The sequence below is a fragment of the Mesorhizobium sp. A556 genome, from assembly GCF_054489545.1.
The window spans coordinates 1-25,993 of record NZ_JBTMXA010000006.1; the positions used below are offsets into that span (position 1 = coordinate 1).

22 protein-coding genes and 1 pseudogene are annotated in these 25,993 nt (G+C 62.9%); 7 read left to right on the top strand and 16 right to left on the bottom strand.

What is annotated here, in order from left to right:
* Positions 1 to 265, bottom strand: a 265-nt coding sequence (locus tag ACX3P0_RS13805; RefSeq protein ID WP_459089275.1) for a cytochrome D1 domain-containing protein, incomplete at its 3' end; no start/stop codon positions are given.
* Positions 266 to 290: 25 nt separating this feature from the next.
* Positions 291 to 503, bottom strand: a complete 213-nt coding sequence (locus ACX3P0_RS13810) for a hypothetical protein (protein ID WP_459089277.1) — start codon at positions 501 to 503, stop codon at positions 291 to 293.
* Positions 504 to 714: 211 nt separating this feature from the next.
* Here ACX3P0_RS13810 and ACX3P0_RS13815 point away from each other — a divergent pair, with 211 nt between their 5' ends.
* From ACX3P0_RS13815 to ACX3P0_RS13825, 3 genes are all read left to right on the top strand, one after another.
* A complete protein-coding gene (locus tag ACX3P0_RS13815; RefSeq protein ID WP_459089279.1) occupies positions 715 to 2,385 on the top strand; it encodes an ATP-binding protein in 1,671 nt (556 codons plus the stop codon).
* On the top strand, positions 2,382 to 3,026 hold the full coding sequence (locus ACX3P0_RS13820) for a response regulator transcription factor (protein WP_459079859.1): 645 nt from the start codon (positions 2,382 to 2,384) through the stop codon (positions 3,024 to 3,026). Before ACX3P0_RS13815 ends, ACX3P0_RS13820 begins: the two co-directional genes overlap by 4 nt.
* 125 nt (positions 3,027 to 3,151) lie before the next feature.
* The gene (locus tag ACX3P0_RS13825) at positions 3,152 to 4,198 is read left to right on the top strand and encodes a DUF930 domain-containing protein (RefSeq protein ID WP_459089281.1); all 1,047 of its coding nucleotides are present in this window, start codon (positions 3,152 to 3,154) and stop codon (positions 4,196 to 4,198) included.
* Between the two features lie 157 nt (positions 4,199 to 4,355).
* Here ACX3P0_RS13825 and ACX3P0_RS13830 read toward each other — a convergent pair whose 3' ends face one another.
* A complete protein-coding gene (locus ACX3P0_RS13830) occupies positions 4,356 to 5,003 on the bottom strand; it encodes a GntR family transcriptional regulator (RefSeq protein WP_459089283.1) in 648 nt (215 codons plus the stop codon).
* 388 nt (positions 5,004 to 5,391) lie between these two features.
* Here ACX3P0_RS13830 and ACX3P0_RS13835 point away from each other — a divergent pair, with 388 nt between their 5' ends.
* Positions 5,392 to 6,984 (top strand): gamma-glutamyltransferase family protein, encoded by a 1,593-nt coding sequence (locus tag ACX3P0_RS13835; RefSeq protein ID WP_459089626.1) that lies wholly within the window; start codon positions 5,392 to 5,394, stop codon positions 6,982 to 6,984.
* A gap of 62 nt (positions 6,985 to 7,046) precedes the next feature.
* Here the strand turns inward: ACX3P0_RS13835 and ACX3P0_RS13840 are convergent, their stop codons facing one another.
* The gene (locus ACX3P0_RS13840) at positions 7,047 to 8,009 is read right to left on the bottom strand and encodes a dihydrodipicolinate synthase family protein (RefSeq protein WP_459089285.1); all 963 of its coding nucleotides are present in this window, start codon (positions 8,007 to 8,009) and stop codon (positions 7,047 to 7,049) included.
* Between the two features lie 489 nt (positions 8,010 to 8,498).
* On the opposite strand from ACX3P0_RS13840, the gene ACX3P0_RS13845 reads away from it, so the two are divergent.
* The gene (locus ACX3P0_RS13845; protein WP_459089287.1) at positions 8,499 to 9,539 is read left to right on the top strand and encodes an Ldh family oxidoreductase; all 1,041 of its coding nucleotides are present in this window, start codon (positions 8,499 to 8,501) and stop codon (positions 9,537 to 9,539) included.
* Positions 9,540 to 9,552: 13 nt separating this feature from the next.
* On the opposite strand, the gene ACX3P0_RS13850 is transcribed toward ACX3P0_RS13845, so the two are convergent.
* The 5 genes from ACX3P0_RS13850 to ACX3P0_RS13870 all read right to left on the bottom strand — a co-directional run bounded on the left by ACX3P0_RS13850 (position 9,553) and on the right by ACX3P0_RS13870 (position 14,411).
* Complete coding sequence (locus ACX3P0_RS13850; RefSeq protein WP_459089289.1) at positions 9,553 to 10,449, bottom strand: sugar phosphate isomerase/epimerase family protein; 897 nt, start codon at positions 10,447 to 10,449, stop codon at positions 9,553 to 9,555.
* Positions 10,412 to 11,188, bottom strand: a complete 777-nt coding sequence (locus tag ACX3P0_RS13855) for an ATP-binding cassette domain-containing protein (RefSeq protein WP_459089291.1) — start codon at positions 11,186 to 11,188, stop codon at positions 10,412 to 10,414. Before ACX3P0_RS13855 ends, ACX3P0_RS13850 begins: the two co-directional genes overlap by 38 nt.
* Entirely contained in the window at positions 11,185 to 12,177 is a 993-nt protein-coding gene (locus tag ACX3P0_RS13860; protein ID WP_459079867.1) for an ABC transporter permease, read from the bottom strand. Before ACX3P0_RS13860 ends, ACX3P0_RS13855 begins: the two co-directional genes overlap by 4 nt.
* 99 nt (positions 12,178 to 12,276) lie before the next feature.
* Entirely contained in the window at positions 12,277 to 13,266 is a 990-nt protein-coding gene (locus ACX3P0_RS13865) for a sugar ABC transporter substrate-binding protein (RefSeq protein WP_459089293.1), read from the bottom strand.
* A gap of 83 nt (positions 13,267 to 13,349) precedes the next feature.
* Entirely contained in the window at positions 13,350 to 14,411 is a 1,062-nt protein-coding gene (locus ACX3P0_RS13870) for a LacI family DNA-binding transcriptional regulator (RefSeq protein WP_459089295.1), read from the bottom strand.
* A 150-nt stretch (positions 14,412 to 14,561) separates the two neighbouring features.
* Here ACX3P0_RS13870 and ACX3P0_RS13875 point away from each other — a divergent pair, with 150 nt between their 5' ends.
* Positions 14,562 to 15,593 carry a hydroxyacid dehydrogenase gene (locus tag ACX3P0_RS13875; protein ID WP_459089297.1) on the top strand — a complete coding sequence of 344 codons (1,032 nt, stop codon included), beginning with the start codon at positions 14,562 to 14,564 and terminating at the stop codon, positions 15,591 to 15,593.
* 34 nt (positions 15,594 to 15,627) lie between these two features.
* On the opposite strand, the gene ACX3P0_RS13880 is transcribed toward ACX3P0_RS13875, so the two are convergent.
* The 6 genes and pseudogenes from ACX3P0_RS13880 to ACX3P0_RS13905 all read right to left on the bottom strand — a co-directional run bounded on the left by ACX3P0_RS13880 (position 15,628) and on the right by ACX3P0_RS13905 (position 24,690).
* On the bottom strand, positions 15,628 to 16,446 hold the full coding sequence (locus tag ACX3P0_RS13880) for a hypothetical protein (protein ID WP_459089299.1): 819 nt from the start codon (positions 16,444 to 16,446) through the stop codon (positions 15,628 to 15,630).
* Positions 16,447 to 16,728: 282 nt separating this feature from the next.
* Positions 16,729 to 17,727: an Ldh family oxidoreductase gene (locus tag ACX3P0_RS13885; protein WP_459089301.1), complete on the bottom strand. Its 999-nt coding sequence runs from the start codon at positions 17,725 to 17,727 to the stop codon at positions 16,729 to 16,731.
* 202 nt (positions 17,728 to 17,929) lie between these two features.
* The gene (locus ACX3P0_RS13890) at positions 17,930 to 19,621 is read right to left on the bottom strand and encodes an FMN-binding glutamate synthase family protein (protein WP_459089303.1); all 1,692 of its coding nucleotides are present in this window, start codon (positions 19,619 to 19,621) and stop codon (positions 17,930 to 17,932) included.
* 207 nt (positions 19,622 to 19,828) lie between these two features.
* Positions 19,829 to 22,908 (bottom strand): annotated as a pseudogene (locus ACX3P0_RS13895) (efflux RND transporter permease subunit).
* Positions 22,905 to 24,152, bottom strand: a complete 1,248-nt coding sequence (locus ACX3P0_RS13900; protein WP_459089305.1) for an efflux RND transporter periplasmic adaptor subunit — start codon at positions 24,150 to 24,152, stop codon at positions 22,905 to 22,907. Before ACX3P0_RS13900 ends, ACX3P0_RS13895 begins: the two are co-directional and overlap by 4 nt.
* Before the next feature lie 250 nt (positions 24,153 to 24,402).
* On the bottom strand, positions 24,403 to 24,690 hold the full coding sequence (locus ACX3P0_RS13905; RefSeq protein ID WP_459089641.1) for a hypothetical protein: 288 nt from the start codon (positions 24,688 to 24,690) through the stop codon (positions 24,403 to 24,405).
* Between ACX3P0_RS13905 and ACX3P0_RS13910 the strand changes: the two genes are divergently transcribed.
* A complete protein-coding gene (locus ACX3P0_RS13910; protein ID WP_459089307.1) occupies positions 24,660 to 25,010 on the top strand; it encodes a M24 family metallopeptidase in 351 nt (116 codons plus the stop codon). The genes ACX3P0_RS13905 and ACX3P0_RS13910 overlap by 31 nt on opposite strands.
* Before the next feature lie 59 nt (positions 25,011 to 25,069).
* Here the strand turns inward: ACX3P0_RS13910 and ACX3P0_RS13915 are convergent, their stop codons facing one another.
* The gene (locus tag ACX3P0_RS13915) at positions 25,070 to 25,966 is read right to left on the bottom strand and encodes a LysR family transcriptional regulator (protein WP_459089309.1); all 897 of its coding nucleotides are present in this window, start codon (positions 25,964 to 25,966) and stop codon (positions 25,070 to 25,072) included.
* Positions 25,967 to 25,993: the final 27 nt, after the last annotated feature.

Consider the following 25,993-nt stretch of genomic DNA (forward strand, 5'->3'; position numbering starts at 1 on the left):
CGACGATCTCCAGCGTCGCCGTGTCGATGACCTCGATCGTGTCGTCGTCGCTGGCGCACAGATAGACGAACTTGCCATCATGCGAGATGGTGATGCCGCGCGGACGCTGGCCGACCTCGACGGTCTTCACCACCTTCATCGTCGCCGTATCGACGACGGTTATCGTATTGTCCTTCTCGTTGGAGACATAGGCCGTATAGGCCGCCGCCGGACTGGCCATCAGGCCGCTTGCCAGAATGGCGAATGCGTAAGTTCGTCTATGCACCAAAATTCCTCCCGGTTTGCTTTAGTTAAGGACGCAGTTCGTTTCCGCTTTTCGCACCCGCAATGCCTTCGTCGCGCGGCGGCAGGTCGATGAGGGACAGCGTCGATTGCGGCGCGCAGGCCCGCAGGTAGAAGATGAAAACCTCGCTGGGCTCAGGCTTGGTTGTCTCGGACAAAGCAATGCTTGCCGGGAGGACCACCAGCGATGCCGACAGGGCCAGGATCCTCAGATGGCGCATGAACCGCTCCGTCGTCGCGATGGCTACGCGGTAGCCATCTTAACGCATTCAAGGAGGTGCCCAGCCTCTCGTAGCGCGCCTCCAGGGGTGTCCGGATCATCGCGGTTTAGGGACCGCTCTCCAGACACCACTGATGGTAACGCGTGTACCTGCTCGCAGGTGAAGGCAGCCTATCGGGCTTCGTCTCAAGCGCCTATGGGACTTGCTCCCAATGTCGTTGCCAGAAGTTCCCGATACGCTTCCATTTCCACGCGGGCGCGGCGGCAAGATTGCCAGCGTCAAGGCGCTCGTGCCACAAAGGGTCGGCGATGCGACGCTGCATCGTCAATGGTCAAAGTCGGGGCCGTCAACGGTCAAAACCCGACGCAAAAGCCGAGCCAGGAACAAGTCGATGGTCGACGGTATTTCTCACCAGCCATTCACGGCGCCGACGGTGCACGCACCTTGGCGGTCCTGGCTGGTTTCGCGCTGGCGCGCGGTATCGTTGCGGGGGCAGATCGTGGCGACGATCACGCTGGTCGGCCTGCTGGCAAGCGCCGCCGCCATGGTCATCGTCGTCTACAACGCAAAGAAATCGTCCGAGGTCGAGGTTGCCGCAGCCATGGCGGCCGCGGAACAGCTTGTTCGCGAACTGGTTGCGCAGCCACAGTTCCAGGCTGCGGCGCAGCTCGAACAACTGCCCGCCAGAATCGGACAGTTGCGCCACGTCCGCGTCCTTGCGATCCCAGCGGCCGACAGAGGCCGGGCGGCACTCATGCCGCTCCCCTCGATCGACGCGCAGGACGACGTTCCAAGCTGGTTTGCGTCCATCGTGAATGTCGAGGACGTGCGCCGGGAGATGCAGATCGTATCGGAAGGCCGTCATATAGGTTCCATCGTCATTGTCGGCTATGCCGCCGACGAGATCGCGGAGGTATGGCGGGAGACGAGGGACCTCTTCCTGGTCGCGCTGATGCTTGGCATCACCGTTCTCGTGTTGCTGCACTTCGCTTTCGGCGGCTTGTTGCGCCCGCTGGAGGGCGTGGCGGCGGGCCTGCGCGAACTGGAGCGGGGAGAGTTCCGCCATCGCCTTTCCCGCCCGAACATCCGGGCGCTCGCAGAAATCACCGACCGCTTCAACGCACTCGCCCTTCGGCTGGACCTGGCGCGGTCGGAGAACCGGAACCTGAACCGCCGCCTGTTGACCGCCCAGGACGACGAGCGCCGCCGCCTCGCCTCCGAACTGCATGACGAGCTTGGTCCCTGCCTCTTCGGCATCAGGGCCGACGTCACTTCCCTGGAAGCGCTGGCGCGGCGTCTCCCCGCCGAAATCGGCAAGGGCGTATGCGAGCGCATCGCCACGATCGATGAGATCACCGACAAGATCCAGCACATGAACCGCCGGCTCCTCGACAGGCTACGCCCGATCGCGCTGGACCACCTGCCGCTTGGCGAGGTCCTTGGCGGCTTGATATCGGAGTTCCAGCGGCACGGGCCGTCGCCGAAAATCACGCTGGCGATCGATATGCCGGCTTCGCGGTACGACGATGCCGTCAACATCACAGTCTACCGCTGCGTCCAGGAAGGGGTGACCAACGCATTGCGCCACGCCCAGGCGCAAAGGCTGGACGTGGATCTGCGAGAGGGCAAACCCCAAGCCGGCAGCAGCAGGGACAGTGGTGCGGTGCTTTATCTGTCGGTCACGGATGACGGCATCGGCACGTCGTCAAGCGATGCACCCGGCCTCGGCCTGACCGGCATGGAAGAGCGGGTGCGCGCGCTGGGCGGCAGCATCGAGATAGCCCCGAACCCGTCCGGCCGTGGCACCTGTCTCAGGGTAAAAATACCGCTCGACACCACCGGGCATGAAGGCTTCGGCAAGCTGGAGGTTTTGCAGCGGTGACGACGGTTCTCCTCATTGATGACCACCCCATCGTGTTGCAGGGATGCAGGCGTGTCTTGCAGGACGTCGGCATCCAGGATGTGCTGGAGGCGGACACGATAACCGCCGGCTACCGCCTGTTCATGCGCAACAAGCCTGATATCGTTGTCGTCGACCTGGCGTTGAAGAGCGGGGGGCTTGGCGGCCTCGAACTGATCCGGCGCATGCGGCTTTACGACAAGCGCACGCCCATCCTCGCATTCAGCATGCACAGCGACCCGCTTGTCGTCAGCCGCGTGCTTAAGGCGGGTGCGACCGGATATGTGCTGAAAGATTCCGGCCCACGTGATTTTCTCGATGCATTCGAAGCCGTCCGTCGAAACAAGCCCTATCTGGGGCATGAGATGGCGATGCAGGTCGCCATGCTGGCGAGTACGGGAAACCACAATCCGATGGCCGAGGTCACGTCGCGCGAGTTGCAGACGCTTGCGCTGCTTGCCGAGGGCAAGCCCTATGCGCAGATCGCCACCGATCTCGGTGTCAGCTACAAGACGGTCGTGAACACCAGCGCGCAACTCAAGTCGAAGCTCGGGGCCCGCAACCTTCCCGAACTCATCAAGCTGGCTGTCCAGTACGTCTCATCGTCCGAATATCCGAGATGAGTTCCGGTGCGGAACAGGGTGCAGGCAGCAAGGCAACGCTCCCGAGGGCGTTGATGGGCGGTTAAATCGCGCCGCTCCGGCGCTCCTGCTTGATGCCGCCGCTATTTCGTTCCACATCGGTCACGATGAAGGACGAGACACGGGACAAGCGTCGAGATTTGCTGTGGGCCATGCCCGCATCGCTGCTGTTTCACGCGCTCCTTATCGCGCTGCTGGTCAACGGCCTGCCGAGATCTCCTCAACAGCCTGAACAGGAGCAGGCGGTCAATGTCGCGCTTGTGCCTCCACCCGACCAGCCGAAGCCGAAACCTGCTCCCGTGCCGCCGCCAGAGGAGGCCAAGGCCGAAAAGCCACCAGAACCAAAGGCTGAGCAGCCGCCTGCGCCGGAAAAGCAACCGTCCAAGCCTGCGTCAATCGAGGTCCTGAAGCCGGTTTTCCAGTTCGGCGACAAGGATACCGGCCCGAGGAAATCCCTGGACGGGGGCAGCACACAGGATGGCTCGCCGTCACCGGCCAAGGACAATGCGCCAAAGCCGCCCGCCCCTGCGCAGGAAGCCAAGAAGCCGACGACCGAGGCGAAGGATGACGCCGCTTCAGAGGGCGCGGAGAAGCAGGCAATGGCGACGCCAGCAATGCCGGCCGCACCCAGCGGCGATAGCGAGATCGCGCTTCCCGCGTCGGTCGAAGCACCCCAGCCCAGGCCCACGAACGTGCCGAAGCGAAACTCGGCAAAGGTCTCGACGTCCGGTAGCGGCAACGCCCCGAAGCCAAGGTCCAAAGACGTGGCTGCCGCCACGTCGCAGCGCTATTCGGGCCTTCCGGGTGTCCGCAGGCTCTACTCGCAAGGCGCCACCGGCAATGCGCTGGCCATGACCTCGATGGCCGGCATGCCGCGCGGCAAGCGGGCCGCCACACTTTGCGCCAGCGAATTGCAGCAGCAACTGCAGGGCGCCTCTTATTTTCCCGACCTTGTGCCGATGGTTCCACTGAAGGCGGGCAACGTCCTTGACGTCCCGGAGACCGCCTTCCACGCGGAAGCCGCATGGTACGGCCTGAGCTTCCGATGCGAGGTCGACACCGATGCGACGAAGGTCCTGTCCTTCGCCTTCCGTGTCGGAACCACGATCCCGCCCGACGAATGGGCACGCCTTGGCCTGCCCGTTCGCAACTAACGCGTGTCAGAAAAGTGGAAGCCGGGCCTACCTAGCGGCACCCGACGAACTTTTGGCAGGGTCCGTTTTCGCGATTCATGATACGGGGTGCATCGGTATTCCCGAACCGCTGCTCGAAGCTTGAAACCTCACTCCGTCTGGCCATACGGCTTGCCGATCAGCCGGAAGCTTCAGGTCCAGGTCCTACCCGCCGATGCCGAAGGCTTTCCCCGACATGCAAGATGTGCCGGCGCATGAGGGAACTGGCTTCGTCAAACCGACCCGCTTCGCATAGATTGACCATTTCAGCATGCTCTTGTTGAGCACGGGCCATCGCGCCCTCAAGCGAGAGTTGAATACGGGTGTGGCGATCGCATTCCTGCAGCAGGTTCATGACGAGTGACAGGGATCGAGGCCGGTTCGCGTGCCTGTAGAGCACCATATGGAATTCGGCGTTCAACTCGCCCCAGCGGTTTACGTGACGGGCCGTCCCTGCCGTGGTGAACGCGGCTATGATCTCGCGTAATTCCACGAAATCGGCTTCCGTCAGATGCGGTGCCGAACGCTCAAGCAGGATCGGCTCGATCAGGGCGCGCAATTCGAACAATTCCTCGACCTCGGCCAAAGACAGTTCGAAGACGATGGCGCCCTTGTGCGGCACGATCTTTACAAGACCTTCCGCCTCGAGCTGCATCAAGGCTTCACGGACGGGAATTCGGCTTATTCCAAACTCCGCCGCCAGGGCATCCTGGCGCAGGGCCGTTCCCGCAGGATACGCACCCCCGAGGATACGTTGGCGAAGTTGCTCTGCAGCCGCCGCCGACATTGTCTTGTGCTTGAGATCTTTGCCGACAAAGTCCCGGTGCATGGGCATAGGTGTCAAAAGCCGATATCCAATGTAGGGACCATGCTACTGCGGCATGCGCCCCGTACTTATATCCTTAGTCCATATTATATAAGTTCCACGATGCCTATGGCATGCCCCCTCAAAAATGATCGAGGGCGCCTTGCCGTCTATCTCGATGATCCGGAGCCTCGCTTGCTGCGGCCGACGACGACGGCCCGCCCGCGAACGCGTACCAGTTCGTCGCGCTCCGGGTGATTTGGGAATTGACGAGCGTACCAATTGCTTGGTTCATGAACGAACTCCGTTCCGAATTTCTTTCTGCATATTTTACACAGCTAATATGTCAATTTTTCCAAAGGGTGTTCTCGTGCGCAATTTTCAGGTTCCTGGACGATCCCTCGCCGTTTCACGCGACGGAATGGTCGCGACATCCCATCCCGCTGCAACCTTGGCAGGGCTGGATATATTGAAAGCCGGCGGCAATGCCATCGATGCGGCGATCGCGGCTTGTGCGGTCCAGGGTGTCGTGGAACCCGGTTCGACAGGCATTGGCGGCGATTGCTTCACCCTATTCGCGCGCGAAGGCCAGTCGAACGTTTTGGGCTACAACGGTTCCGGCCGCGCTCCAGCCAAGGCAGAGGCGGATTGGTATCGCCGGCACGCAATCACGCAAATCGAGCGGCAGACGCCCCACGCGGTGACGGTTCCCGGCTCGGTCGAAGCCTGGGCGCGCCTGTCGGCCGACCATGGCCGCCTTTCGTTGGCGCAATTGCTGAGACCGGCTGTGTCTCTTGCCCGCAACGGCTATGCCATCACGCCGCGCGTCGCCTTTGACTGGGCCAATCAGGCTGCTGCGCTGATGAATGACCCGCACGCGGCGCGAATATTCCTGCCCGGGGGACGTCCGCTCCAGGTTGGAGAGGTGCATCGCCAGTTGGAATTGGCCGATACGCTCGAGGCGATCGGTGAACACGGGCCGAACGAATTCTACAAAGGGCGGATCATGAAGGACATGATCGAGCGCCTCCAGGAACTCGGCGGCCTGCATACGCGTGAAGACTTCGCCGAAGCTGCCGGTGAGTATGTCAAGCCGATCTCGACGAACTATCGCGGGTTCGACGTGCATGAGTGCCCCCCGAATGGCCAAGGCGTGGCGGCCCTGATCGTGCTGAACATTCTTTCAGGTTACGATCTGCCCAACGATCCGCTCTCGCCAGAACGCTTACATCTCGAGATTGAAGCGGGCAGGCTTGCCTACTCCATGCGCGATGCCCTGGTTGCCGATCCGGCGAGCAGCGATGTTCCGACGGACTGGATGCTTTCCAAGCCGATCACCGATGCGCTTCGGGCGCACATAGACCCGGACAAGGCACTGACCGGCATTCCCGCCGCGCCGCTGCCGCCGCACAAGGATACGGTCTACATCGCCGTCGTCGATCGTGACCGTAACGCCGTCAGCTTCATCAACTCGCTGTTCGAGGTCTTTGGCAGCACCATCGTGACGCCGCGATCAGGCGTGCTGCTGAACAGCCGGGGCGAAGGTTTCGTCACCGAGGCAGGGCACCCCAACTGCATCGCAGGCCGCAAGCGGCCTCTCAACACGATCATTCCCGGGATGGTTACAAAAGGCGGCCGGGCCGTCATGCCATTCGGTGTCATGGGTGGCCAGTATCAGGCCATGGGCCATGCTGCATTTCTCACGCGTGTCATCGACGACGGCCTCGACTTGCAGACGGCGATCGACTTGCCGCGCGTCGCGCCCGTGCCGGGCACGGATCATGTCGAGTCGGAACTGACGTGTAGCCCGTCCGTCATAGAAGATCTTGTACGCCGCGGATTCGAGATGCAGCCAACCGCCCGGCCGATCGGTGGCGCGCAGGCCATCTGGATCGACTGGGAAAATGGCACCCTGCTTGGGGGCTCGGACCCACGCAAGGACGGTTGCGCCCTCGGCTATTAAAGGGGCGAAAAACGTCGAAAAGGGAAAGGCCGCTCCAGGCAGGCCTTTCCCCAACCGCGATATCAGGCGGCGTATTTCTGCACTGCGCCGGGCAACTTGCTCCACTGCGCATACCAGGTGTCGAAGAGCTTGAGTTGCGCTTCGGTAAAGCCGCGCTGGCTGCCCGAAAGGGCATCCGTCTCGTTGAAGTGAAGCGTATATTCCGGGTATCCCTTCAGGACCATCATATGCTTGTAGTAGAGGACCAGATCCGTGCCCTCGTCGAAGTAGGACAGCACGGCCAGCGCCTGCTCCAGTTCGCATGCGCGCTGCCTGGCATCCGGATCGCCCTTGGCGGCCGCGTGCGAAAGCGCGCACAGATGCAGCACTTCACGCGGAAGCACGTTGCCGATGCCGGTGATCGCGCCGGTGGCTCCACAATTGACGATGCCGTGGAACACGGTGGTGTCGACACCGACCATCAGCGCCACCCCGTCGTCCTGGCTGGTGATGTGCTCGGCCGCGTAAGTCAGCGAGTCCACGCCCCCGAACTCCTTGAAGCCAACGAGGTTTTGATGTTCGGCGCGTAGGCTGAAGAACAGGTCGGCGCGTGTTTCAAAGCCATAATGGGGGCTGTTGTAGATCACCGCCGGAAGATCGGGCGCCGCCGCCAGGATTGCCTTGAAATGGTTGCGCTGCGCGGTGGGCGACGAGCCACGCGAGAGGACGCGCGGGATTACCATGAGGCCTCTGGCGCCGACCTTTTGCGCATGGGCGGCATGGGCTGCGGCCGAGGCGGAATTGACGGCCCCGGTGCCGACAATGACCGGCACGCCGGCTTCGGCCAGGCGCTGCACGCCTTCCATGCGCTGCGCGTCGGTCAAGAGGGGCCAGTCGCCCATCGAGCCGCAATAGATGACAGCGGACATGCCGGCTGCGATCAACTCCTTGCCCTTGCGCACCAGCGCGTCGAAATCAGGCCTGCGGTCGGCCGTGCACGGCGTCATCAGCGCCGGGATGCAGCCAGAAAAAATGGCGGAATTCATGTTGTTCTCCTTCGGGTGCCTGTCTTGGCGAGTGCCTGTCTTGCCGTTGGCGCAGTCGAGGCACGACGATAGAGGCTCTGCCTGCGCTGATGTATACAATATACGAAACGTCGGATTTGTCGACTGCTATATGAACCGCATATGCGTTGCCGCCGCCATCGTTCGACGGCGAGCCGACGACGGCTGAAGAAAACAAGCGTGCCGACGCATTCGCAGCGTGGCTGCGCGTATGGAAGGAAGCGGTGGCGGTGGGTTCACAGGTGTACCCGCGAGCGGGAGGGCTGTGTCAGATCGTGACGTGCGCGTTGGTCCGCGTACCGTTGTTATGCAAGCCTGGATCTGGCGCATGATCTGCCCGGCATGGTCGCTCGCCAGTCTGTCTGCCTGCTCGACATCCCGAGCGACGATGGCGGTAGCCTCGACATGGTGGATACAAGCGGCTAGCTGGTGAGCCCAGGAAGAGATCGCGCTTATCGATATGAGGTAGATATGACCATCAGGCCCGATGACACGGACCATGTCACCGTTGGCGTCGACGATGTATTCGACATCGCCTTGCAGGTGTTGCTGGGAGCGGGCCTGTCGCCCGAGCAGGCCGAACCCGTAGCGCGCGTGATCACCGCCGGCGAACGGGACGAGTGCTTTTCCCACGGTCTTTACCGGCTGCCTGGATGCGTCGAAACGATCAACAGCCTGAAATTCAGGCCTGACGCGGTTCCCGCTATCGTGGAAACATCGGCGGCCGTCGTTCATGCGGATGCTGCTTTCGGCTACTCTCTGCTGGCTTTCGACCGGGCGCTTTCCCTTGTCGAGGCAAAGGCCAAGTCCGTTGGCGTGTGCATCCTCGCCATCAACAACTGCTTTCATTTTTCGGCGCTTTGGCCGGAAATCGAGGCGATCACCGAGCGGGGATTGGCGGCAATCGCCATGACGCCCAGCCATAGCTGGGTAGCGCCGGCCGGCGGGACCCGACCGGTGCTCGGCACCAATCCGATTGCCTTCGGCTGGCCGCGCGGCAAGCACACGCCTTATGTCTTCGACTTTGCCACCAGCGCGATTGCCCGCGGCGACATTGCCCTGCACAAGCTTGACGACAAGCCGATCCCGGCGGGATGGGGGATCGACGCGGACGGAAATCCGACCACCAACGCCGCTGCCGCATTGTCTGGCGCCATGCTTACCTTTGGCGGACACAAGGGCTCCGCCCTGTCGACCATGATCGAGCTGCTAGCCGGCCCCTTGATAGGCGACATGACCAGCATGCAATCGATGGAGTTCGATGGCGGCGCAAAGGCCGCGCCCTGCCATGGCGAACTGATCATCGCTTTCGATCCCAAACTGCTGGGCGGCGGTGCCGGTACCGACAACCACGCCAGCGCCGAAGCCCTCTTTGCGGCATTTGTCGATCAAGGCGCTCGGCTGCCTTCGCAGCGGCGCTACGAGGCCAGGGAGCGCAGCCTGAAAGACGGCGTCCGTGTCCCCAGGAAACTGTACCTCAAAATCCAATCTCTCCTGCAGGCTGCTTCCTGATTCCCAGGAAAACCTAGCCGAGCGTCAGCCCGGCGTCGGCGGCGGCCTTGCGCAGGAAAGGCAACCCGACCTCGATGACATCGTCGGGGTTTTCCGCCACCGGCCGCCAGACCGCCAATCCGCCGGCGATGTCGACGTCGACATGGTTCATGCTTTCCAGCGTGATCGGGCCACGATAGCCGATATCGGCCATGGCCTTCATGCACGCCTGCCAGTTCACCATGCCGCGCCCCGGCACGCCCCGGTTGGATTCCGACACATGCACATAGCCGAGGAAGGGTGCAGCCGCCTCGAAGCCCGCGGCAAAACTCTCTTCCTCGATATGCATGTGATAGGTGTCGAGGTGGATGAAGATATTGTCGGCGCCGACCTGCCTTATGATTTTCGCCGCGTCGCTGCCCCGGTTGATGAGGTGCGTCTCGTAGCGGTTGCACGGCTCGATGCCCAGTTTCAGTCCATGCGCCTTTGCAGCCTTGGCCGCGCGCTCGAGGAACCGGCACATGCCGTCGATCTCTCTTTGCGTCGGCGCCCGCCCGGTGGTCTTGCCGATGGTGCCGTAGGTGACGCCGCCGAGGCCGAAGCTGCCGACTTCCGCGCAGACGCGGAACGCCGGCTCCAGAAAATCAAGCCCCTCCTGCGGCTGCTCGACGATGTCGAGACTGGCGGGCAGGCCAAGCGACGGGACAAGCTCGACACCGTAGCGGCTGGCGAAAGCGCTTGTACGCGCGGTGTCGATTTCTTCCGGCCGCAGCAGCGGGATTTCGAGCAGGCCGACCCCAAGCTCCTTCAGGCGCTCCATCTGCGGCTCGATGCGGGCCAGGTCCCAGACCGGCGCGATGGCGAAGGTGTGCAGTCCGAAAGTGTTGGTCAAATCAGCCTCGTTGTTCATGTGCGGCAGCGGTGCCGACATCGCCGCCGCCGACGATGCGGCTGACGACTTCGGTCATATTGGTATTAGCGGTCACGAGATCGGCCTCAGCGCGGCCATGGCGCAGGACGACGATGCGATCGGTGACCGACAGCACGTCGTTGAGCCGGTGCGAGATGAGAATGACGGCGATGCCTTCCGACTTGAGCCGGCGAATCAGATCGAGCACGCTCTGCACCTCGCGCACGGCGAGCGCCGCCGTCGGCTCGTCCATGATGACGAGCTTCGGGTTGAAAGTCAGCGCGCGGGCAATGGCCACGGTCTGCTGCTGGCCACCGGAAAAGGATCCGACGGATCGATTGATCGACGGCAGATGCGCGCCGAGCCGCTCGATCATCTTCGCCGCTTCCCGGTCCATCCGGGCCTTGTCGACAAAGCCGGGAAACAGGCCAAACAGCGTCTTCGTCGGCTCCCGGCCAAGGAAGATATTGCTGGCCACGTCCTGCTGCTTGGCCAGCGACAGGTCCTGGTAGATCATCTCGATGCCGAGTTCGCGACGCTCGCCCGGATCGAGCGGAAGGATATTTTTCCCATCGAAATCGATCGATCCCGCATCGGCGCGATAAATGCCGGTGATGGCTTTCATCAGGGTGGATTTGCCAGCACCATTGTCGCCGACGAGGCCGACCACCTCGCCTTTTTCGACGGCCAGGTCGACACCGTGCAGCACGTCGACCGAGCCGAAACTCTTGCGGATGCCGGAGAGTTGGAGGAGCGTCATACGCGGCTCTCCTTGCGTACCTGATACTGGTCGATGAAGACGGCAAGGATCAGAACGGCGCCGATCGCCATCTGCTGGTAGTAGGACTGAACGGCCAGAAGCGTCAGCCCGTTTTGCAACACGCCCATGATCAGCGCGCCGATCATGGTGCCGAGGATGGAGCCACGCCCGCCGAACAAATTGGTGCCGCCGATGATGGCGGCGGTGATGGCGGTCAGTTCGTAGTTCAGGCCGGCGGTCGGGTCGCCCGAATTGATGCGGGCCATGAACAGCATTCCGGCCAGGCCGGCAAGCGCGCCCGACAGCGTGTAGAGGACACGCCGATGCCAGTCGACGCGAATGCCGGCGGCGCGGGCAGCACCCTCGGAATCGCCAAGGGCCAGCGTGTGGCGACCGAACTTGGAGTAGGCCAGCACGCAATGCGCGACGATTGCCGTGACCAGGAAGATGATGACCGGCATCGGGATGCCGAGCGGGCGGCCCTGGCCTACATAGACCATCATGGAAGGCAGGCCGTAGATGACACGGCCGTCGGAAATGACGAGCGCGAGGCCGCGGGCCAGGCCCAGCATGCCCAGCGTTACGATGAAAGCCGGCACGAATGCGCGGGTCACCAGCTGGCCGTTGATATAGCCGGCAATGCCGCCGGCAACGACGCATGCGGCAAGGCCAAGCAGGGATGGCGCGCCGAGATTGACGGCGACATAGGCGCCAGCCACGCCCGAAAGCCCCATCACTGAACCCAGCGAGAGGTCGAGACCGCCGGCTCCGATAACGAAGGTGGCGGCGATCGCCAGCACGCCGATGGTCGACGTGGCGAGCAGGATGTTGAGGAAGTTGCTGAGCGACAGGAAGAACGGCGACAGCAACGCCATGGCCGCACAAAGCACGATCAGAACGACGAAGGATTCCAGCCTTATATGCAGCCGTTCGACGGAATTGCGTTGAGCATTGGCCCAAAAGCCGGGCTTTGACGTTTCACTCGTCATTGTCGGTGCCGTCTCCAATTGCGCCTACGAAATGGTCGATCCTGCTCGCTGATGAGAAAGGCTGGCGCAGAAGACCGCGCCAGCCAGGCCTTGAGAGGCTTATTTCACATATTGCAGCATCGGCTCCGTGCCGGCCTCAAGCAGTTCCTTGGTCAGCACCAGCGTCGGAACGGCGACGTCGGCCGGAACCTCTTCACCCGCCAGCGACTTCTTGACGTTCTCGACCGCCTGCTTGCCTACCAGATAGGGAAGCTGGGCGACCGAAGCGTTCAGCCTGCCATCCTTGATCGACTTGACTGCGTCGGAGTTTCCGTCGACGCCGATGATCGTCACCTGCTCGCCTTTGCCGGCGGCATAAGCGGCCTCGACCGCGCCAAGCGCCATGCCGTCATTGGCGGCGAAGATGGCGACAAGATCAGGGTTGCGGGTCAGGATGTCGTTGGTGATCGAGGCCGCCTTGCCGCGATCCCAATCGCCGGGCAGCGATGCGACGACTTCGAGGCCGGGGGCCAGTTCCTTCAGCTTGGCATCGAAACCCTCAACCCGCTTCTGGCCGGTGACATTGCCCGACAGACCCTCGATGACCAGAACCGGGCCCTTGGCATCCTTGCCGAGCTTTGAAGCCAGATACTCCGCCGCCTGGCCGCCCGCCGCTATGTTGTCGGAACCGATGCGGAAGGTGATCTTTATGCCTTCCTTGTCGAGAACCGCAGGGTCGAGATTGCCATCGAGGTCGACGACCTTGATGCCGGCATCCTGCGCCGCCTTGAGACAGGGCAGCAGGTTGGTGGAATTGATGGCAGCGGTGATCATGGCCACCGGCTTGCGTTCCAGCATCGTGTTGCACAGATTGAGCTGCGGCTCCGCCGCCTGATCGCTTTCGGCTGCCTGGAGGAAGTATTTGACGCCGGCTTCCTTGGCGCCATCCTCGACGCCCTTGCTCATCGCCCCCCAGAACGGGTTGGCCAACGTCTTCATCAACACGCCATATTCACCGTCTTCGGCGTGGGCCATCGGTGCGACGGCAAAGGCAAGGGCAATGCCCAAACCCAGGGTCAATTTGTTCATCTTCAGCGAAAATCGTGTCATCGTTTCCTCCATTAATCTAGTGTGTTCAGCGCCTTGGGTTCCAGCCAGATCCGGCACCTGCCTTTTTGCTTTCGACAATTGGGTTATTGTCCGACCGCTCTCCCCAAATGCGACCCGCCACCTGGCACCCCGACGGATTCACGCATCAAGACCTTGCACGGTTCCAGCCGCGCCCTGGGCGGGCCCTCCTCGCCGTCTATCCTGCGAAACAGCGCGCTCATCGCATGGATGGCGATCTGCCTGACCGGCTGCACGACGGTCGCAATGGCCGGCCATGTCACCTGCATCCACTCGGCGTCATCGAAACCCACCAGGGAAATGTCGTTGGGGCAGTGCCAGCCAAGCCGGCGGAATTCCGAAAGCGCCACCAGCGTGCCTTTCAGAAAAAGCGAATAGACGGCTGTTGGGCGCTCGCCTTTGCCAAAATAGTCCCGCAACGAGGCGCGCAGCGGCTCGACGTCGCTTTCCGAGAGGATCACGTCGATACGGATGCCGGGCGCCAGTTCCAGCGCCCTGGCACGGAAACCATCCAGACGCGCCCGCACCGTCGCCGCCTGCTCGCCAAGGCCGATGACGAGGACGTGGCGGTGCCCTTTGTCAATGAGTTCGCGCGCCACTTCGGCGCTGGCAGCGGCACTGTCGGCGGACACCGTGTCAAAACCGCCGTCGGCCAGAACGCGATCGATCAGCACGCCGGTCATGCCGTTCGCCTTCATGAATTCGGCGGCGCTTCCCCGTTCGTTGCGTACCGGCGCCAACACGACGCCGGAAACCTTCCAGTCGTGCATGCGGGCGATGATTTCCCTTTCGCGCGTCTCGGATTCACGGCTCGATGCCGCCACCAGCGCATAGCCACGCTGCTCCGCAAGCCTTTCCAACTGGGTGATGATCGAGCCGAAGAATTCGCTTTCGAATTCCGGCACCACCGCACCGATGATGCGGCGCTTGGCGCGCCTGAGGTCCGAGGCCAGCGGGTCGACACGGTAGCCGAGCGCCTCCACGGCATCGGACACGCGCTTGGCGTTTTCCGGTTTTACCGTGGCAACGCCGTGCATGACCTTGGAAACGGTTGCAGCCGACACGCCGGCGCGACTTGCCACGTCGTGGATGGACGCACGCCGTTGCTGAGCTTGCCGCACTGCCATGGACCTCCTCCCAGAGGGGCTTGGACGATGCCAAGCTGATATCTCTATCGATAAATCGATTTTTTGTGATTGTAAATCGTTTCATCCTGCGCCACCCTTTTTAGAATTTCAAAAGTTGGCGAGGCGGATGCTCGCCGGGGAGAAAATGCCATGGCCGACAAAGCCTTGCCGCTTGTCATCAGCGCACCCGAGCCGCGCACGCTCGATCTCATCTTCGAACCGGCCGCGCTGGCGCTGTTGCGGTCGAAATACCGCATCGTGGAGACATCGGCCGAAGGCGTGGCGGATCTGCCCACCGACGTGCTTTCCGAGGCGCGCTACATCGTCGGCCAGCCACCGATAAATCCGGAAACGCTGGAGCGGATGCGGTCCTTGCGCTGCATCTTCAATGTCGAAACCAACCTGATCAACAACATGCCTTACGAGACGCTGTTTGCGCGCGGCATCCATGTCGTTACCACCGGGCTGGTGTTCGCGGAGCCGGTGGCCGAGTTGGGGCTTGCCATGGCGCTCAATCTCGCCCGGGGTATCATCGACGCCGATCTCGCTTTCCGGCAGGGGCACGAATTATGGGGCGGCGACGGCAACAAGACCGCGCGACTTCTCTCCGGCGCGGATGTAGGCATCGTCGGGTTTGGGGATCTCGGCCGCGCGCTCAACCGCCTGCTATCGGGCTTTCGCACGCGCACCAAAGTGTTCGACCCATGGCTGCCGCCGTCGATCCTGATCGAAAACGACGTTCACCCGGCCACGCTCGACGATGTATTGACGACAAGCGACTTCGTCTTCGTCGTCGCTTCCGTAACGAGCGAAAACAAGGGGTTCCTCGGAGCCGACGCCTTTGCCAGAATGCGCAAGGGCGCCGCGTTCATCCTGTTGTCTCGCGCCGATGTCGTGGATTTTCCAGCCCTGATGGACGCCGTGAAGAGTGGCCACATCGTTGCCGCCAGCGACGTCTTTCCGCAGGAACCGCTAGTAAAAGACCATCCCGTACGCACGCTTCCGGGCTTCATTCGCTCGGCCCATCGCGCGGGTGCCTTGGACATCGCCTTCAAGCGCATGGGCGACATGGTTCTCGAGGACATGGACCTTGTCGACCGTGGCCTGCCGCCGCTGCGCGGCAAGCGCGCCGAACGCGAGACCGTCTCGCGCATGCGCTCAAAGCCCGTCGACAAGAATTAGGCGGGCGCACCAAGCAACCCCTCGGCCGCAGCGTTCAGGGGTAGGACCAGCCGTCGTGCTCGACCCTGAAAATGCGCAGCGGCGCGCCCCTTCTGGTCGTATCGGCGCGCAAAAAATAGACGACGCGCTGCTTCCGGCCAAAATTGGTGAAGTCGACATTGATGGTGATCATGCCGCGCAGCATCGGCCGGTCGGGGTCAGGGGTCGGTTCCCCTATCGAGCCATCGAAATCCTGCGCGCCATAGAGCGGGTGCGCGTCGACATTGCCGGAGGCAAGCCAGGCGACGATATCGTCGGTGAAGTAGTTGCGCGCCACCGACGGATCGAACGGGCTTGGCGTCCCGCCGCTTTCGGACAGAAACTGACGCTCGTAGATTTCACGCACCAGATCCTGCGCCTGGGCAACCGGATCGATATCGGGGTTTGCTGCGTAGGGCTCATGCGCCGCAGGTGCCGGCTTGGCCTGGGCGCGTGGGGCGGCGACCGCGTCGTCCGGCGTGATGAAGCGCTGCGCCACCCAGCCGGCCTTGCTCATCGACCTGTTGCGCATCAGGCACCAGCGCGGCGGCAGGGCCTTGATCTGCGCTTCACTCATCGCCGTATAATGGGCGGCCGTATAGAACGGCACGCAGGTGATCTGCTGCATGCCGCGTTCATTGTGGGCGAAGGCCTCGATCACCGGAAAATTGGTGCCCGGCCCCATGCGCGCATTGAGCTTGTCGTTGGACGACACGCCCGTCACGCGCCAGGCGTCCGGGCCGTGGCCGTCGATTTCAGCCCTCGCCGACGAGGCCAAGATGGCCAGAGCGAAGGCGGCGAACGCCGTCTTGATAGCGTGTCTGGTCGGTGTCATGCTCACTTCACCTCCACGATGGCGCGGCCCAAGACCTTGCGGCCGCTGACGTCGAGGTAACGTACCTCATAGGTGCCGGCCTCGCCCGGCATCTTCGTCTGTAGGAAGGTTGGGAAACAGCGTGCCGGTCATGGCGGCGCTGAAGCGCTTGAATACGTAGGTCGTTTCCACCCGTCGTTACGCGCAGGACGTCATTCAGATAGCCGCCCTTGAGTGTCTTGACCTTCAGCGTACCCCGCCAGAGGCCCTCGGGCTTGAGGAACTCGGCGATGCCCGTTTCATTCATGCAAGGCTCTTCAGGCGCGCCAGGAGATCGTCCTCGATCGGTAGCCCGTCGCGCGCAAGCCTGACCTTGTTGGCCTCCCGCCGAGAGTTTGGAAGCCTGGCGCCCTCTTGCGCGGTAATCGATTGTTTCAGCGCTTCGACGGTCCCTGCGAACCCCCCGCCCGAGAACGTGTCCGGGTTGATCGCAATGAAGAACTGTCCGTTGTCGATGGGGCGCCCGTCATCATCCGTAAACGAGCCCTGATCCGAGCCAAGCTTTCCCCCACCCAGAGCGGCACAGAGGATTTCGACGAGCAGGCCGATGCTGAAACCCTTGACCCCGCCTGCCGGCGCCATCGAGCCCGCCAGGCCCGCTTCGGCATCGGTGGTCGGGGTCCCGTTCGCATCCAAGGCCCAGCCGAGAGGAATAGCTTCACCGGCTTCCGCCGCGCGCTTGACGGCAGTCCACGCCACGGCCGTTGCCGACTGATCGACGAGAAACGCGATCTCACCGTTTGGCGCGGGCACGGCGTAGGAGATAGGATTGGTGCCGATGATCGGCGTGCGGCCACCGACCGGTGCGACTGTCGGGACCGCATTGGTGGCACCGATACCCAGCAATCCGGCGCGGGCCAGTACCCCTGTGTGATAGCCGAGCGTGGCGGCATTATAGGAATTGTAGATGCCCATGGCCGCGATGCCATGTGTCTTTGCGGCAGGGATGAGCTTTTCAAAGCCGGCCTCGATCGCCGGATGGGCAAAACCATGCCTGGCATCGACGCGGAAGCTGGTGCTGGTAACGGCCTCGACACCCGGAACCGCGCTGCCGTTTACCTTGCCGCTGCGTAGATGCTGGCAGTAGAATTGCAGCCAGTAAAACCCGTGGCCCTCCAGTCCCGACAACTCCGTATCGAGGATGGCGTCGGTGAAGTATCCGGCATTGGCGGGTGACAGGCCGCTCCCGGTAAGGGCGGACCAGATGAGGTCACGCGCCTGAGCGACTTCCAAATTATGCATGCGGTAGGTCCTTAAGCAAACTGGTCGTCTGCCAAAGATAGCCACCGCGTCGTTTGGGGCCTCTTGTGTAGCGACAAGAGGGGTCGGTTTATTCACACATCAGGCAGGGAGCCGCCGCTTCGACAATACCGCATGGCGCATGACATTCCCTATTCGCCGGAGGCCCTCTGCGCGTCTTCTGTGCCATCGCTCGCTGAAAAGCCTATGATAGCGAAACCAGACCTGGCGTTTCGGCGTCTTTTACCTTCCTGCGTTTCTGGAATGGCCCGTGCGGGATTTCGGGTGGCGCGAAGCTGTCGGCATGGGCACGGCCCCAGCGGCTGTACCAGTCGGACAGTTCGGGGAACTCCTCGTCGCAGACGAGAAACCCCTCCGGCAGGTAAGGGTAAGCTTCGTTGCCGTCGAGAAACTCATTATCCTTCTGCCGGAACATGAAGTGGTAGGGCATGAAGTCGCTGGGATGGCTGAGGCCGGCCGCGCCCGCGATCTCGCCCAGCGCCTTCATCGTATTGCGGTGGAAGCGGGCGACGCGCTCGCTCTTGTCGCCGACATTAATGGCGCGCTGGCGCATCGGGTCCTGCGTGGCGATGCCCACCGGGCAGCGATTGGTGTGGCAGGCCTGCGCCTGGATGCAGCCGATCGCGAACATGAAGCCGCGCGCGGCGTTGCACCAGTCCGCGCCAAGCGCCAGCGTGCGGGCGATGTCGAAGGCGCTGACGATCTTGCCCGCCGCGCCGATCTTCACCTGGTCGCGCAGCCCCGCGCCGCGCAGGGTGTTGTGCACGAAGGTGAGACCCTCGAGCATCGGCATTCCGACGCGGTTTACAAACTCGACCGGCGCGGCGCCGGTCCCGCCTTCCGCGCCGTCGACCACGATAAAGTCGGGAACGATGCCGGTCTTCAACATCGCCTTGACCATGCTCATGAACTCGCGGCGGTGGCCGATACACAGCTTGAAACCGACCGGCTTGCCGCCCGACAGTTCACGCAGGCGGCCGACGAACTCCATGAGGCCGACCGGCGTGGAGAACGTGCCGTGCGCGGCTGGCGACAGGCAGTCCATCCCCATCGGGATTCCGCGCGCCTGCGCGATCTCAGCTGAAATCTTCGAGGCCGGCAGCATGCCGCCATGGCCGGGCTTTGCCCCCTGGCTCAGCTTGATCTCGATCATCTTGATCTGCGGGTCCGACGACAGTTGCTCGAACCGCTCCGGCGAGAAACTGCCATCGTCGTTGCGGCAACCGAAATAGCCGGATGCGACCTGATAGATCAGGTCACCGCCACCCTTGCGGTGATACTGGCTGATGCTGCCCTCGCCGGTGTCGTGGGCGAACCCGCCCATTCTCGCACCGGAATTGAGGGCCAGGATGGCGTTGGCCGACAGCGAGCCAAAGCTCATGGCCGAGATGTTGTAGAGGCTGGCGCTATAGGGTTGCCTGCAAGCCGAGCCACCGACACGGACCCGGAAGTCGGTTTCGCCAATGGTGACCGGCAAGGCCGAATGGGTCAACCATGCATAGCCCGAACTGTAGACGTTTTCGATTGTACCGAAGGGCCGCTTGTCCTCCGCGCCCTTGGCGCGCTGATAGACCAGCCCGCGATCCTCACGACTGAACGGAACCTCGTCGTGGTCGCTTTCGATGATATACTGGCGGATTTCCGGCCTAAAACTCTCCAGCAGGAAGCGCAAATGCCCCACGACCGGATAGTTGCGCAGGATGGAATGCTTGTGTTGGCGCAAGTCGCGGACACCAAGCAGGAAAAGCCAACCTGCGCTCAGCACGAGCAGAAGCATCCATTTGCTGTAGAATGCAGCGCCGACGACCGAGCCGACCAGAACCAGCCCTATGATGACGAAAGCAGCGTAGCGTTGATAGGACAGTAAGGCGCTCATCGCACAGGCTGCTCCGGAAAATGCGGGCAGGCTCGAAAAAACATGTCTGGCAATTGTTGGTCCTCTTGGCAGCTTGCGCTGCATCCATAGCCCATCCCTCCATTAGACGGAACGGGTGTTGCCGCAATGCGTTGATCGCTGTGTCCAAACGAAGAGACCCGGTCATGACGCCCGGCAGCCGTGGGGCTGCTGTGGTTCTGGATGAACTCATCGCTGCCAGCGCGCACTCCACCCGAAGCTGAGCAGCCAGCCGGAAAAGCTTTCCATGTAGAGGTAAAGCACCGGCGTGACGAACAGGGTCAGCGCCTGCGAAACGACCAAACCGCCGACCACTGCAACGCCGAGCGGCTGGCGCAGTTCGGCGCTCGCCCCGGTGCCGAGCGCGATCGGGATGGTGCCCATCAACGCTGCAGCGTCGTCATCATGATCGGCCTGGCGCGCATCAGGCAGGCTTGATGAATGGCTTCGACCGGCGTCCTGCCTTCGCGCCGCAACTGGATCGCGACATCGATCATCATGATGCCGTTCTTCTTGACGATGCCGATCAGCATCAGGATGCCGATGATGGCGATGACCGACAGGTCCATGCCCGCCAGCCTGAGCGCCACCAACGCACCCATCACCGCCGAGGGCAGGCCGGTCAGGATCGTCAGCGGATGGATGAAGCTTTCGTACAAGATGCCGAGCACGATATAGATGGTCAGGATCGCGCCGCCGATCAGCAGGCCCTGATTGGCCAGCGAATCCTCGAACGTCTTGGCCGTGCCGGCAAAGGTGGTCGAGATCGTTTTCGGCAGACCGATCTCGACCTTGAGGGCATTGATGCGGGTGACGCTGTCGCCGAGCGCCACGCCCTGCGGCAGATTGTAGGAGATCGTGACCGCCGGAAGCTGGCCGAGCTGGTTCACGGTCAATGCGCCGGCGGTCCGGTCGACATGGGCGAAAGCGCCGAGCGGCACGAGGCTTCCGCTCGTGGTCTTGATCTGGATGGCCAGCATCCGTTCCGGCGACCACTCGATCTTCGGATCGAGTTCCACGATCACCTCGTAGCTGTCGGCCGAACCGAAGATGGTCGAAACCTGCTGCGTGCCGAAGCCGTCATAGAGGCTGGCGCGCAGCGTATCGGTGTCGATGCCGAGCGTCGCCGCCTTGTCGCGGTCCACCACCAGCGACGCCTGTAGCGCGTTGTTCTGCAAGTCGTTGGTGACGTCGGTGAAGGCGGTGTGATCGGCCGCCATCGCATCGGACAGCTTTTGCGCCCAGATGTCGGTCTGGCCGGTATCGAGCCCCTGCACGACAAGCTGGTAGGCGCTGGCCGAGGAGCGCGAGCCGAGGCGCAAATTCTGCACCGGCTGCATGTAGGTGGCGATGCCGGGCACGTCGGCAAGCTGACGCCGCAGGTTCGCCAGTACCGTCTCGATGTCCGGCCGCTTGTCCTTCGCCTTCAACTCGACGAAAAGCTGGCCCTGGTTGAGCGCCCGCGAACCGCTACCGACGGAATAGGCGACATGGGCGACGTAGGGCGACTTGGAAAAGACGGTCGCGACCTCGCCTTGCAGCTTGGTCATCGCATCGAAGGAAATATCCTGGCGCGCCAGCGTGGTCACCGAAAGCTGGCCGATATCTTCCTGCGGGAAGAAGCCCTTCGGCGAGATTTCCAACAGCCAGACCGACATGCCGGCGGTCACCGCGAAGACGAGGAAGATCAGGAAAGTGTGACGCAGGCAAAACGACAGCGTCACATCATAGTTTCGCATGAAGATGCCGTGCTTGTGCGCCTCGTCATGCTTTCTCGCTTCCTCCTTGGAAGGTACGCTCAAGAGCCGCGCGCACAGCATCGGCGTCAGCGTCAGCGACACGAACATCGACGCCAGAATGGCGACCGTTACCACCACCGCGAATTCGTTGAAGATGCGGCCGATGACGCCGCCCATCAGAAGCACCGGGATGAACACCGCGACCAGCGAGATCGAGATCGAGATGATGGTGAAGCCGATTTCGCGCGAGCCTTTCAGCGCCGCGTCGAACGCCGACAGCCCATCCTCCTCCATGTGGCGAAAGATATTTTCCAGCATGACGATGGCGTCGTCGACGACAAGGCCGACCGCCAGCGTCAGCCCCATCAGCGAAATATTGTCGATGGAAAAGCCGAACAGATACATGACGCCGAGCGTCGCGATCAGCGAGATCGGCACCGCGACGGCGGGAATGATCGTTGCGGTGACGCGGCGCAGGAACAGGAAGATCACCAGGATCACCAGCACGATGGTGAGCAGCAGCGTGAACTGCACGTCGTTGACGGCGGCGCGGATCGAGGTCGAGCGGTCGTTGAGCAGCTTGATCGAGGCCGCCGCCGGCATCTGGTCCTGGAAGGCGGGCAGCATCGCCTTGACGCGGTCGACCACGTCGACGGTATTGGCGTCGGGCTGGCGCTGCACGGCAAGCAGCACGGCGCGCGTGCCGTCATAGCGGCTGGCGGTCGTGGTGGTCTCGACCGAATCGATGACGCGCGTCACCTCGCCCAGCCGTATCGGATGGCCGTTCCTGGTGGCGATGATGAGGTTGGAGAACCCGGCCGCGTTGCTAAGCTGCGTATCGGCGGTGATCGTCAGTTGCTGCGTGTCGTTCTGGAGTACACCGAGCGGCGTGTTCGAATTGGCCGAGGCGATGGCCGTCTGCAACTCGTCGATGGAGATGCCGCGCGCGGCGAGCGCCGTCGGGTCGATCTGGATGCGGACGGCGTATTTCTGCTGCCCGAAGATCGAGACCTGCGCCACGCCGTCGATGGTCGACAGCGACGGCGAAATGACATTTTCGGCAAAGGCGTCGAGATCGGTGAGCGGGATGGTGTCGCTGACCAGCGACAGGATCAGGATCGGCGCGTCGGCGGGGTTCACCTTGCGATAGCTTGGCGGGGCGGTCATCTGCGGCGGCAATTGCCGCAGCGTGCGCGCGATGGCCGCTTGCACGTCGGCGGCAGCCGCGTCGATGTCGCGGTTGAGCACGAACTGGATGGCGATGGAGGTCGAGCCGAGCGAGTTGGTCGTCGACATGGAATCGATGCCGGCAATCGTCGAGAATTGCTTGATCAGCGGGGTGGCCACCGCTGTCGCCATGGTTTCCGGCGAAGCGCCGGGCAGCGACGCCGAAACATTGACCACCGGAAATTCGGCGCTCGGCAAGGCCGCTACCGGCAGGAACTTGTAGGCGAACAGGCCGCCCAGCACCAATGCCAGCGACATCAACAGCGTGGCGACAGGCCTGCGGATGCAGAATTCGGAGATCATGGGCGCTGCCCGCCCGCCTTGTCGCCCTTGGCCGTTTTGGAAGCGGCTTTCGCGCTGCCGGCAGCCGGCGGTGTGTCGTCGTGCACCATCGCACCCGCCTTGAGACGCGCCTGCCCATCGGTGACGACGCGCTCACCGCTTTTCAATCCGCTGGCGATGGCGCTGTTGTCGCCCTCGGTCAGCGTGACCGTGACCGGGCGCTGCTCGACCGTATTGTCCGGCTTGATGACATAGACGAACGGTCCCTTCTGGCTCGGCTGCACGGCGACTGTGGGCACCGAAACCATTTGCGGCATGACCCCGGCATCGAGGATGACATTCACATATTGGCCGGGCCACAGCGAAAGATCGGGGTTCGGCACGCTGGCCCTTGTCGCTATGGTGCCGGATGCGGTGTCGACGCTGGAATCGACGAAATCCAGCGTTCCCTTGCCGATCGGCTTCGGGTCGTCGTCGCTGTGCAGCGTGACCGAGGCGGTCTGCGGCGAAGCGAGCGCCTTGTGCAGCAGCGCAAGATCGGTCTCGGGAAGACTGAAATCGGCCTGCAACGGGTCCATCTGGGTGATGGTGACCAAAGGCGTCACTGTCGCGTTGCCGCTCGATGTCGTGACGAGATCGCCCACCGTCACGCTGACCGCGCCGAGCCTTCCGCTTATCGGCGCCGTGATCGTTGTGAAGCCCAGTTGCACCATGTCGGCATCGAGCTGGGCCTGGTCGGCGTCGAGCGTCGCCTCGGCCGATTTCTGCGCGGCCAGCGCCTGATCGTAGGCTTGCTCGGTTCCCGCCTGCTTGGTGGCAAGGTCCCTGGCGCGTCCGAGGTCAGCTTGCGCACTCACCAGCATGGCCTGGTCCTTGCCGATCGTCGCCTTGTCGCGCTCCACCTGCGCCCTCAAGGCGCGGTCGTCGAGCGTGAAAAGGAGGTCGCCGGCCTTGACCGTCTGGCCGTCCTTGACCGCGATCCTGTCGATCTGGCTGGATATCCGCGCACTGATGGCGACCACGGCCGGCGAAGCGACGAAGCCGATGGCATAGCGCCGGATCGGGAAATCAGCGGTCGACGCGGTGGCGGAAACCACGGCTGCGCCCTTCGCCCGGCCACCGGTGGAACCGGAACTGTCGGCGGCTCGCGGCGCGGGCGCGGACACCATCTGCCGGATTTTTTCCACGGTCGATGGTGAAAAATAAAGTCCGCCCGCGACGAGACATAGGGCTGCAACGACAGAGATCGTGATTTGCCTGCGCATCGCCAAGTGGCCTCACCAACGACGTCGTGATCCGATGTCGGATAATGCGGTAATCCGCGAGCCAACCCGCAAATCCCCTCGAAGAGATAGGCTTCGTGCTCGGCTAAACAGGGGCCAAACCCCGCATTACGAAGATTAATAAGCGAGACGCCAACAGAACCCGCGCGGGGTTCCAGGGCCGATGACGCCTTCCTTCTCGTCCGCATGGGTGCGGCTGCGCTTTTCCGGGTTGGCGCGAGCCAGCGCTTCGTTACGATCCCTGCAACACGGGTCGACCGGCTCGACCCGCCGGCCTGCGCGCGCTGGAGGCGCGCGGCGTGCGCGTCATCGACGGCCAGGAGCCCGTGAACATGGCAAGGGTCATCAAGACCGTCGACGAAGTCGTGGCGATATGCGAGGCCGTCCAGGTCTGCGAGGAAGGCATGCGCCGCATGGACATGGCGCGGGAACCCGGCATCACCGAGATGGCGCTTTGGGCGCACCTGCACCAGGCGAACATCGAGCTTGGTGGCGAATGGATCGAAACGCGCCTGCTCAATTCAGGCCCCAGGACCAACCTGGTACCAGGAGGCAAGCGCGCGCGTCATCGAGAATGGCGACATGATCGCCTTCGATTCGGATTTGATCGGGCCGCATGGCTATTCGGCGGACATTTCGCGCAGTTGGATCGCCGGCGATCGCAAGCCCACGGACGACCAGCGCCGCCTCTATGAGGCAGCCCACAGGCAGGTGCATAGCAATATCGAACTGTTCCGGCCCGGCGCGACCTTCTTCGAGATCGCCGACCGCGCAAATGTGTTGCCGTCGCGCTATGTCGAGCGGCAAAATGGCTGCATCGCGCACGGCATCGGCCTATGAGGAACAGCTGCTTTAAGACTGTGTATCCGGGCGTTGCCGGGCCGCAAGCCGGGAGGGCCTTAATCGTCGCCTTGGGAGGCGAGATTTATCATGTCCTGGAACACTTTGCTGGCACGGCTCCGGTGGCGCTCTCGTTGCACGATGAGACTGAACGCCCGTGACGGGAGTTCGAACGGCACCACCACCAGCCGCCCTGCGCTCACCCCCGCTTGCGCGACGGTCTCGGAAACGGCCGCCGCGTACTGGCCTGTCGCCACAGCGGTGCAAATGCCCTCATTCGAAGGCAGTTCCATCGCGACATGCAGTTCCGTCGGCCGCAGGCCATGCGCATGAATGGCTGCCTCGAAGCTGGAGCGCGTGCCAGAACCTCTCTCGCGCAGCACCCATTGTTGCTGACCCAATTCCTGGGGCGACGGCGGCCCGTCTTTCGCCCAGGGGTGGTCGCTACCGACCACTATGACGAGGCGGTCGCGCGCGACCAACCTGACCGACACACCCGGCTCCGTGATGACGCCTTCGATGAAGCCGAGATCGGCAATTCCGGCATTTACGGCGCGCACGCACTGGGCCGTGTTGCCGGCTTCCAGGCGCAAGTCTATTTTGGGATAGGCCTTGCGGAACTGGACCAGATGCTTCGGCAGCCAGTAGCTGGCAATTGTCTGGCTGGCGAAAATGGAAAGCGTGCCATGCGGCGCGCCGCCGAGATCGGCCAGCGTGGCTTCGGCCGAGCGGACCGTGGCAAGTATCGCTTTCGCCTCGCTGGCGAATATCCTGCCCTCGCCCGTCAATTCGATACGCCGCCCGACGCGGTGAAAAAGCTTCACATTGTGCCGGGATTCGAGTGCCGCAATCGCGCCGCTGACGGTGGACTGGGTGAGATTGAGGGCTTCCGCCGCCCGGGTCACATGCTCGCGCTCGGCCACCGCCAGAAAAATCCTGAGCTGGTCAAATGTCACGAAATGCGTTTCCCTGGGACGACTTTG

What these genes read in the sequence shown, in the direction of transcription:
- ACX3P0_RS13865 (WP_459089293.1), bottom strand. Translation starts at nt 13,266, where the DNA reads ATGACACGATTTTCGCTGAAGATGAACAAATTGACCCTGGGTTTGGGC.
- ACX3P0_RS13840 (WP_459089285.1), bottom strand. Translation starts at nt 8,009, where the DNA reads ATGAATTCCGCCATTTTTTCTGGCTGCATCCCGGCGCTGATGACGCCG.
- ACX3P0_RS13870 (WP_459089295.1), bottom strand. Translation starts at nt 14,411, where the DNA reads ATGGCAGTGCGGCAAGCTCAGCAACGGCGTGCGTCCATCCACGACGTG.
- ACX3P0_RS13830 (WP_459089283.1), bottom strand. Translation starts at nt 5,003, where the DNA reads ATGTCGGCGGCGGCTGCAGAGCAACTTCGCCAACGTATCCTCGGGGGT.
- ACX3P0_RS13815 (WP_459089279.1), top strand. Translation starts at nt 715, where the DNA reads ATGTCGTTGCCAGAAGTTCCCGATACGCTTCCATTTCCACGCGGGCGC.
- ACX3P0_RS13885 (WP_459089301.1), bottom strand. Translation starts at nt 17,727, where the DNA reads ATGCATAATTTGGAAGTCGCTCAGGCGCGTGACCTCATCTGGTCCGCC.
- ACX3P0_RS13825 (WP_459089281.1), top strand. Translation starts at nt 3,152, where the DNA reads ATGAAGGACGAGACACGGGACAAGCGTCGAGATTTGCTGTGGGCCATG.
- ACX3P0_RS13810 (WP_459089277.1), bottom strand. Translation starts at nt 503, where the DNA reads ATGCGCCATCTGAGGATCCTGGCCCTGTCGGCATCGCTGGTGGTCCTC.
- ACX3P0_RS13855 (WP_459089291.1), bottom strand. Translation starts at nt 11,188, where the DNA reads ATGACGCTCCTCCAACTCTCCGGCATCCGCAAGAGTTTCGGCTCGGTC.
- ACX3P0_RS13850 (WP_459089289.1), bottom strand. Translation starts at nt 10,449, where the DNA reads ATGTCGGCACCGCTGCCGCACATGAACAACGAGGCTGATTTGACCAAC.
- ACX3P0_RS13845 (WP_459089287.1), top strand. Translation starts at nt 8,499, where the DNA reads ATGACCATCAGGCCCGATGACACGGACCATGTCACCGTTGGCGTCGAC.
- ACX3P0_RS13900 (WP_459089305.1), bottom strand. Translation starts at nt 24,152, where the DNA reads ATGCGCAGGCAAATCACGATCTCTGTCGTTGCAGCCCTATGTCTCGTC.
- ACX3P0_RS13890 (WP_459089303.1), bottom strand. Translation starts at nt 19,621, where the DNA reads ATGAGCGCCTTACTGTCCTATCAACGCTACGCTGCTTTCGTCATCATA.
- ACX3P0_RS13875 (WP_459089297.1), top strand. Translation starts at nt 14,562, where the DNA reads ATGGCCGACAAAGCCTTGCCGCTTGTCATCAGCGCACCCGAGCCGCGC.
- ACX3P0_RS13880 (WP_459089299.1), bottom strand. Translation starts at nt 16,446, where the DNA reads ATGACACCGACCAGACACGCTATCAAGACGGCGTTCGCCGCCTTCGCT.
- ACX3P0_RS13860 (WP_459079867.1), bottom strand. Translation starts at nt 12,177, where the DNA reads ATGACGAGTGAAACGTCAAAGCCCGGCTTTTGGGCCAATGCTCAACGC.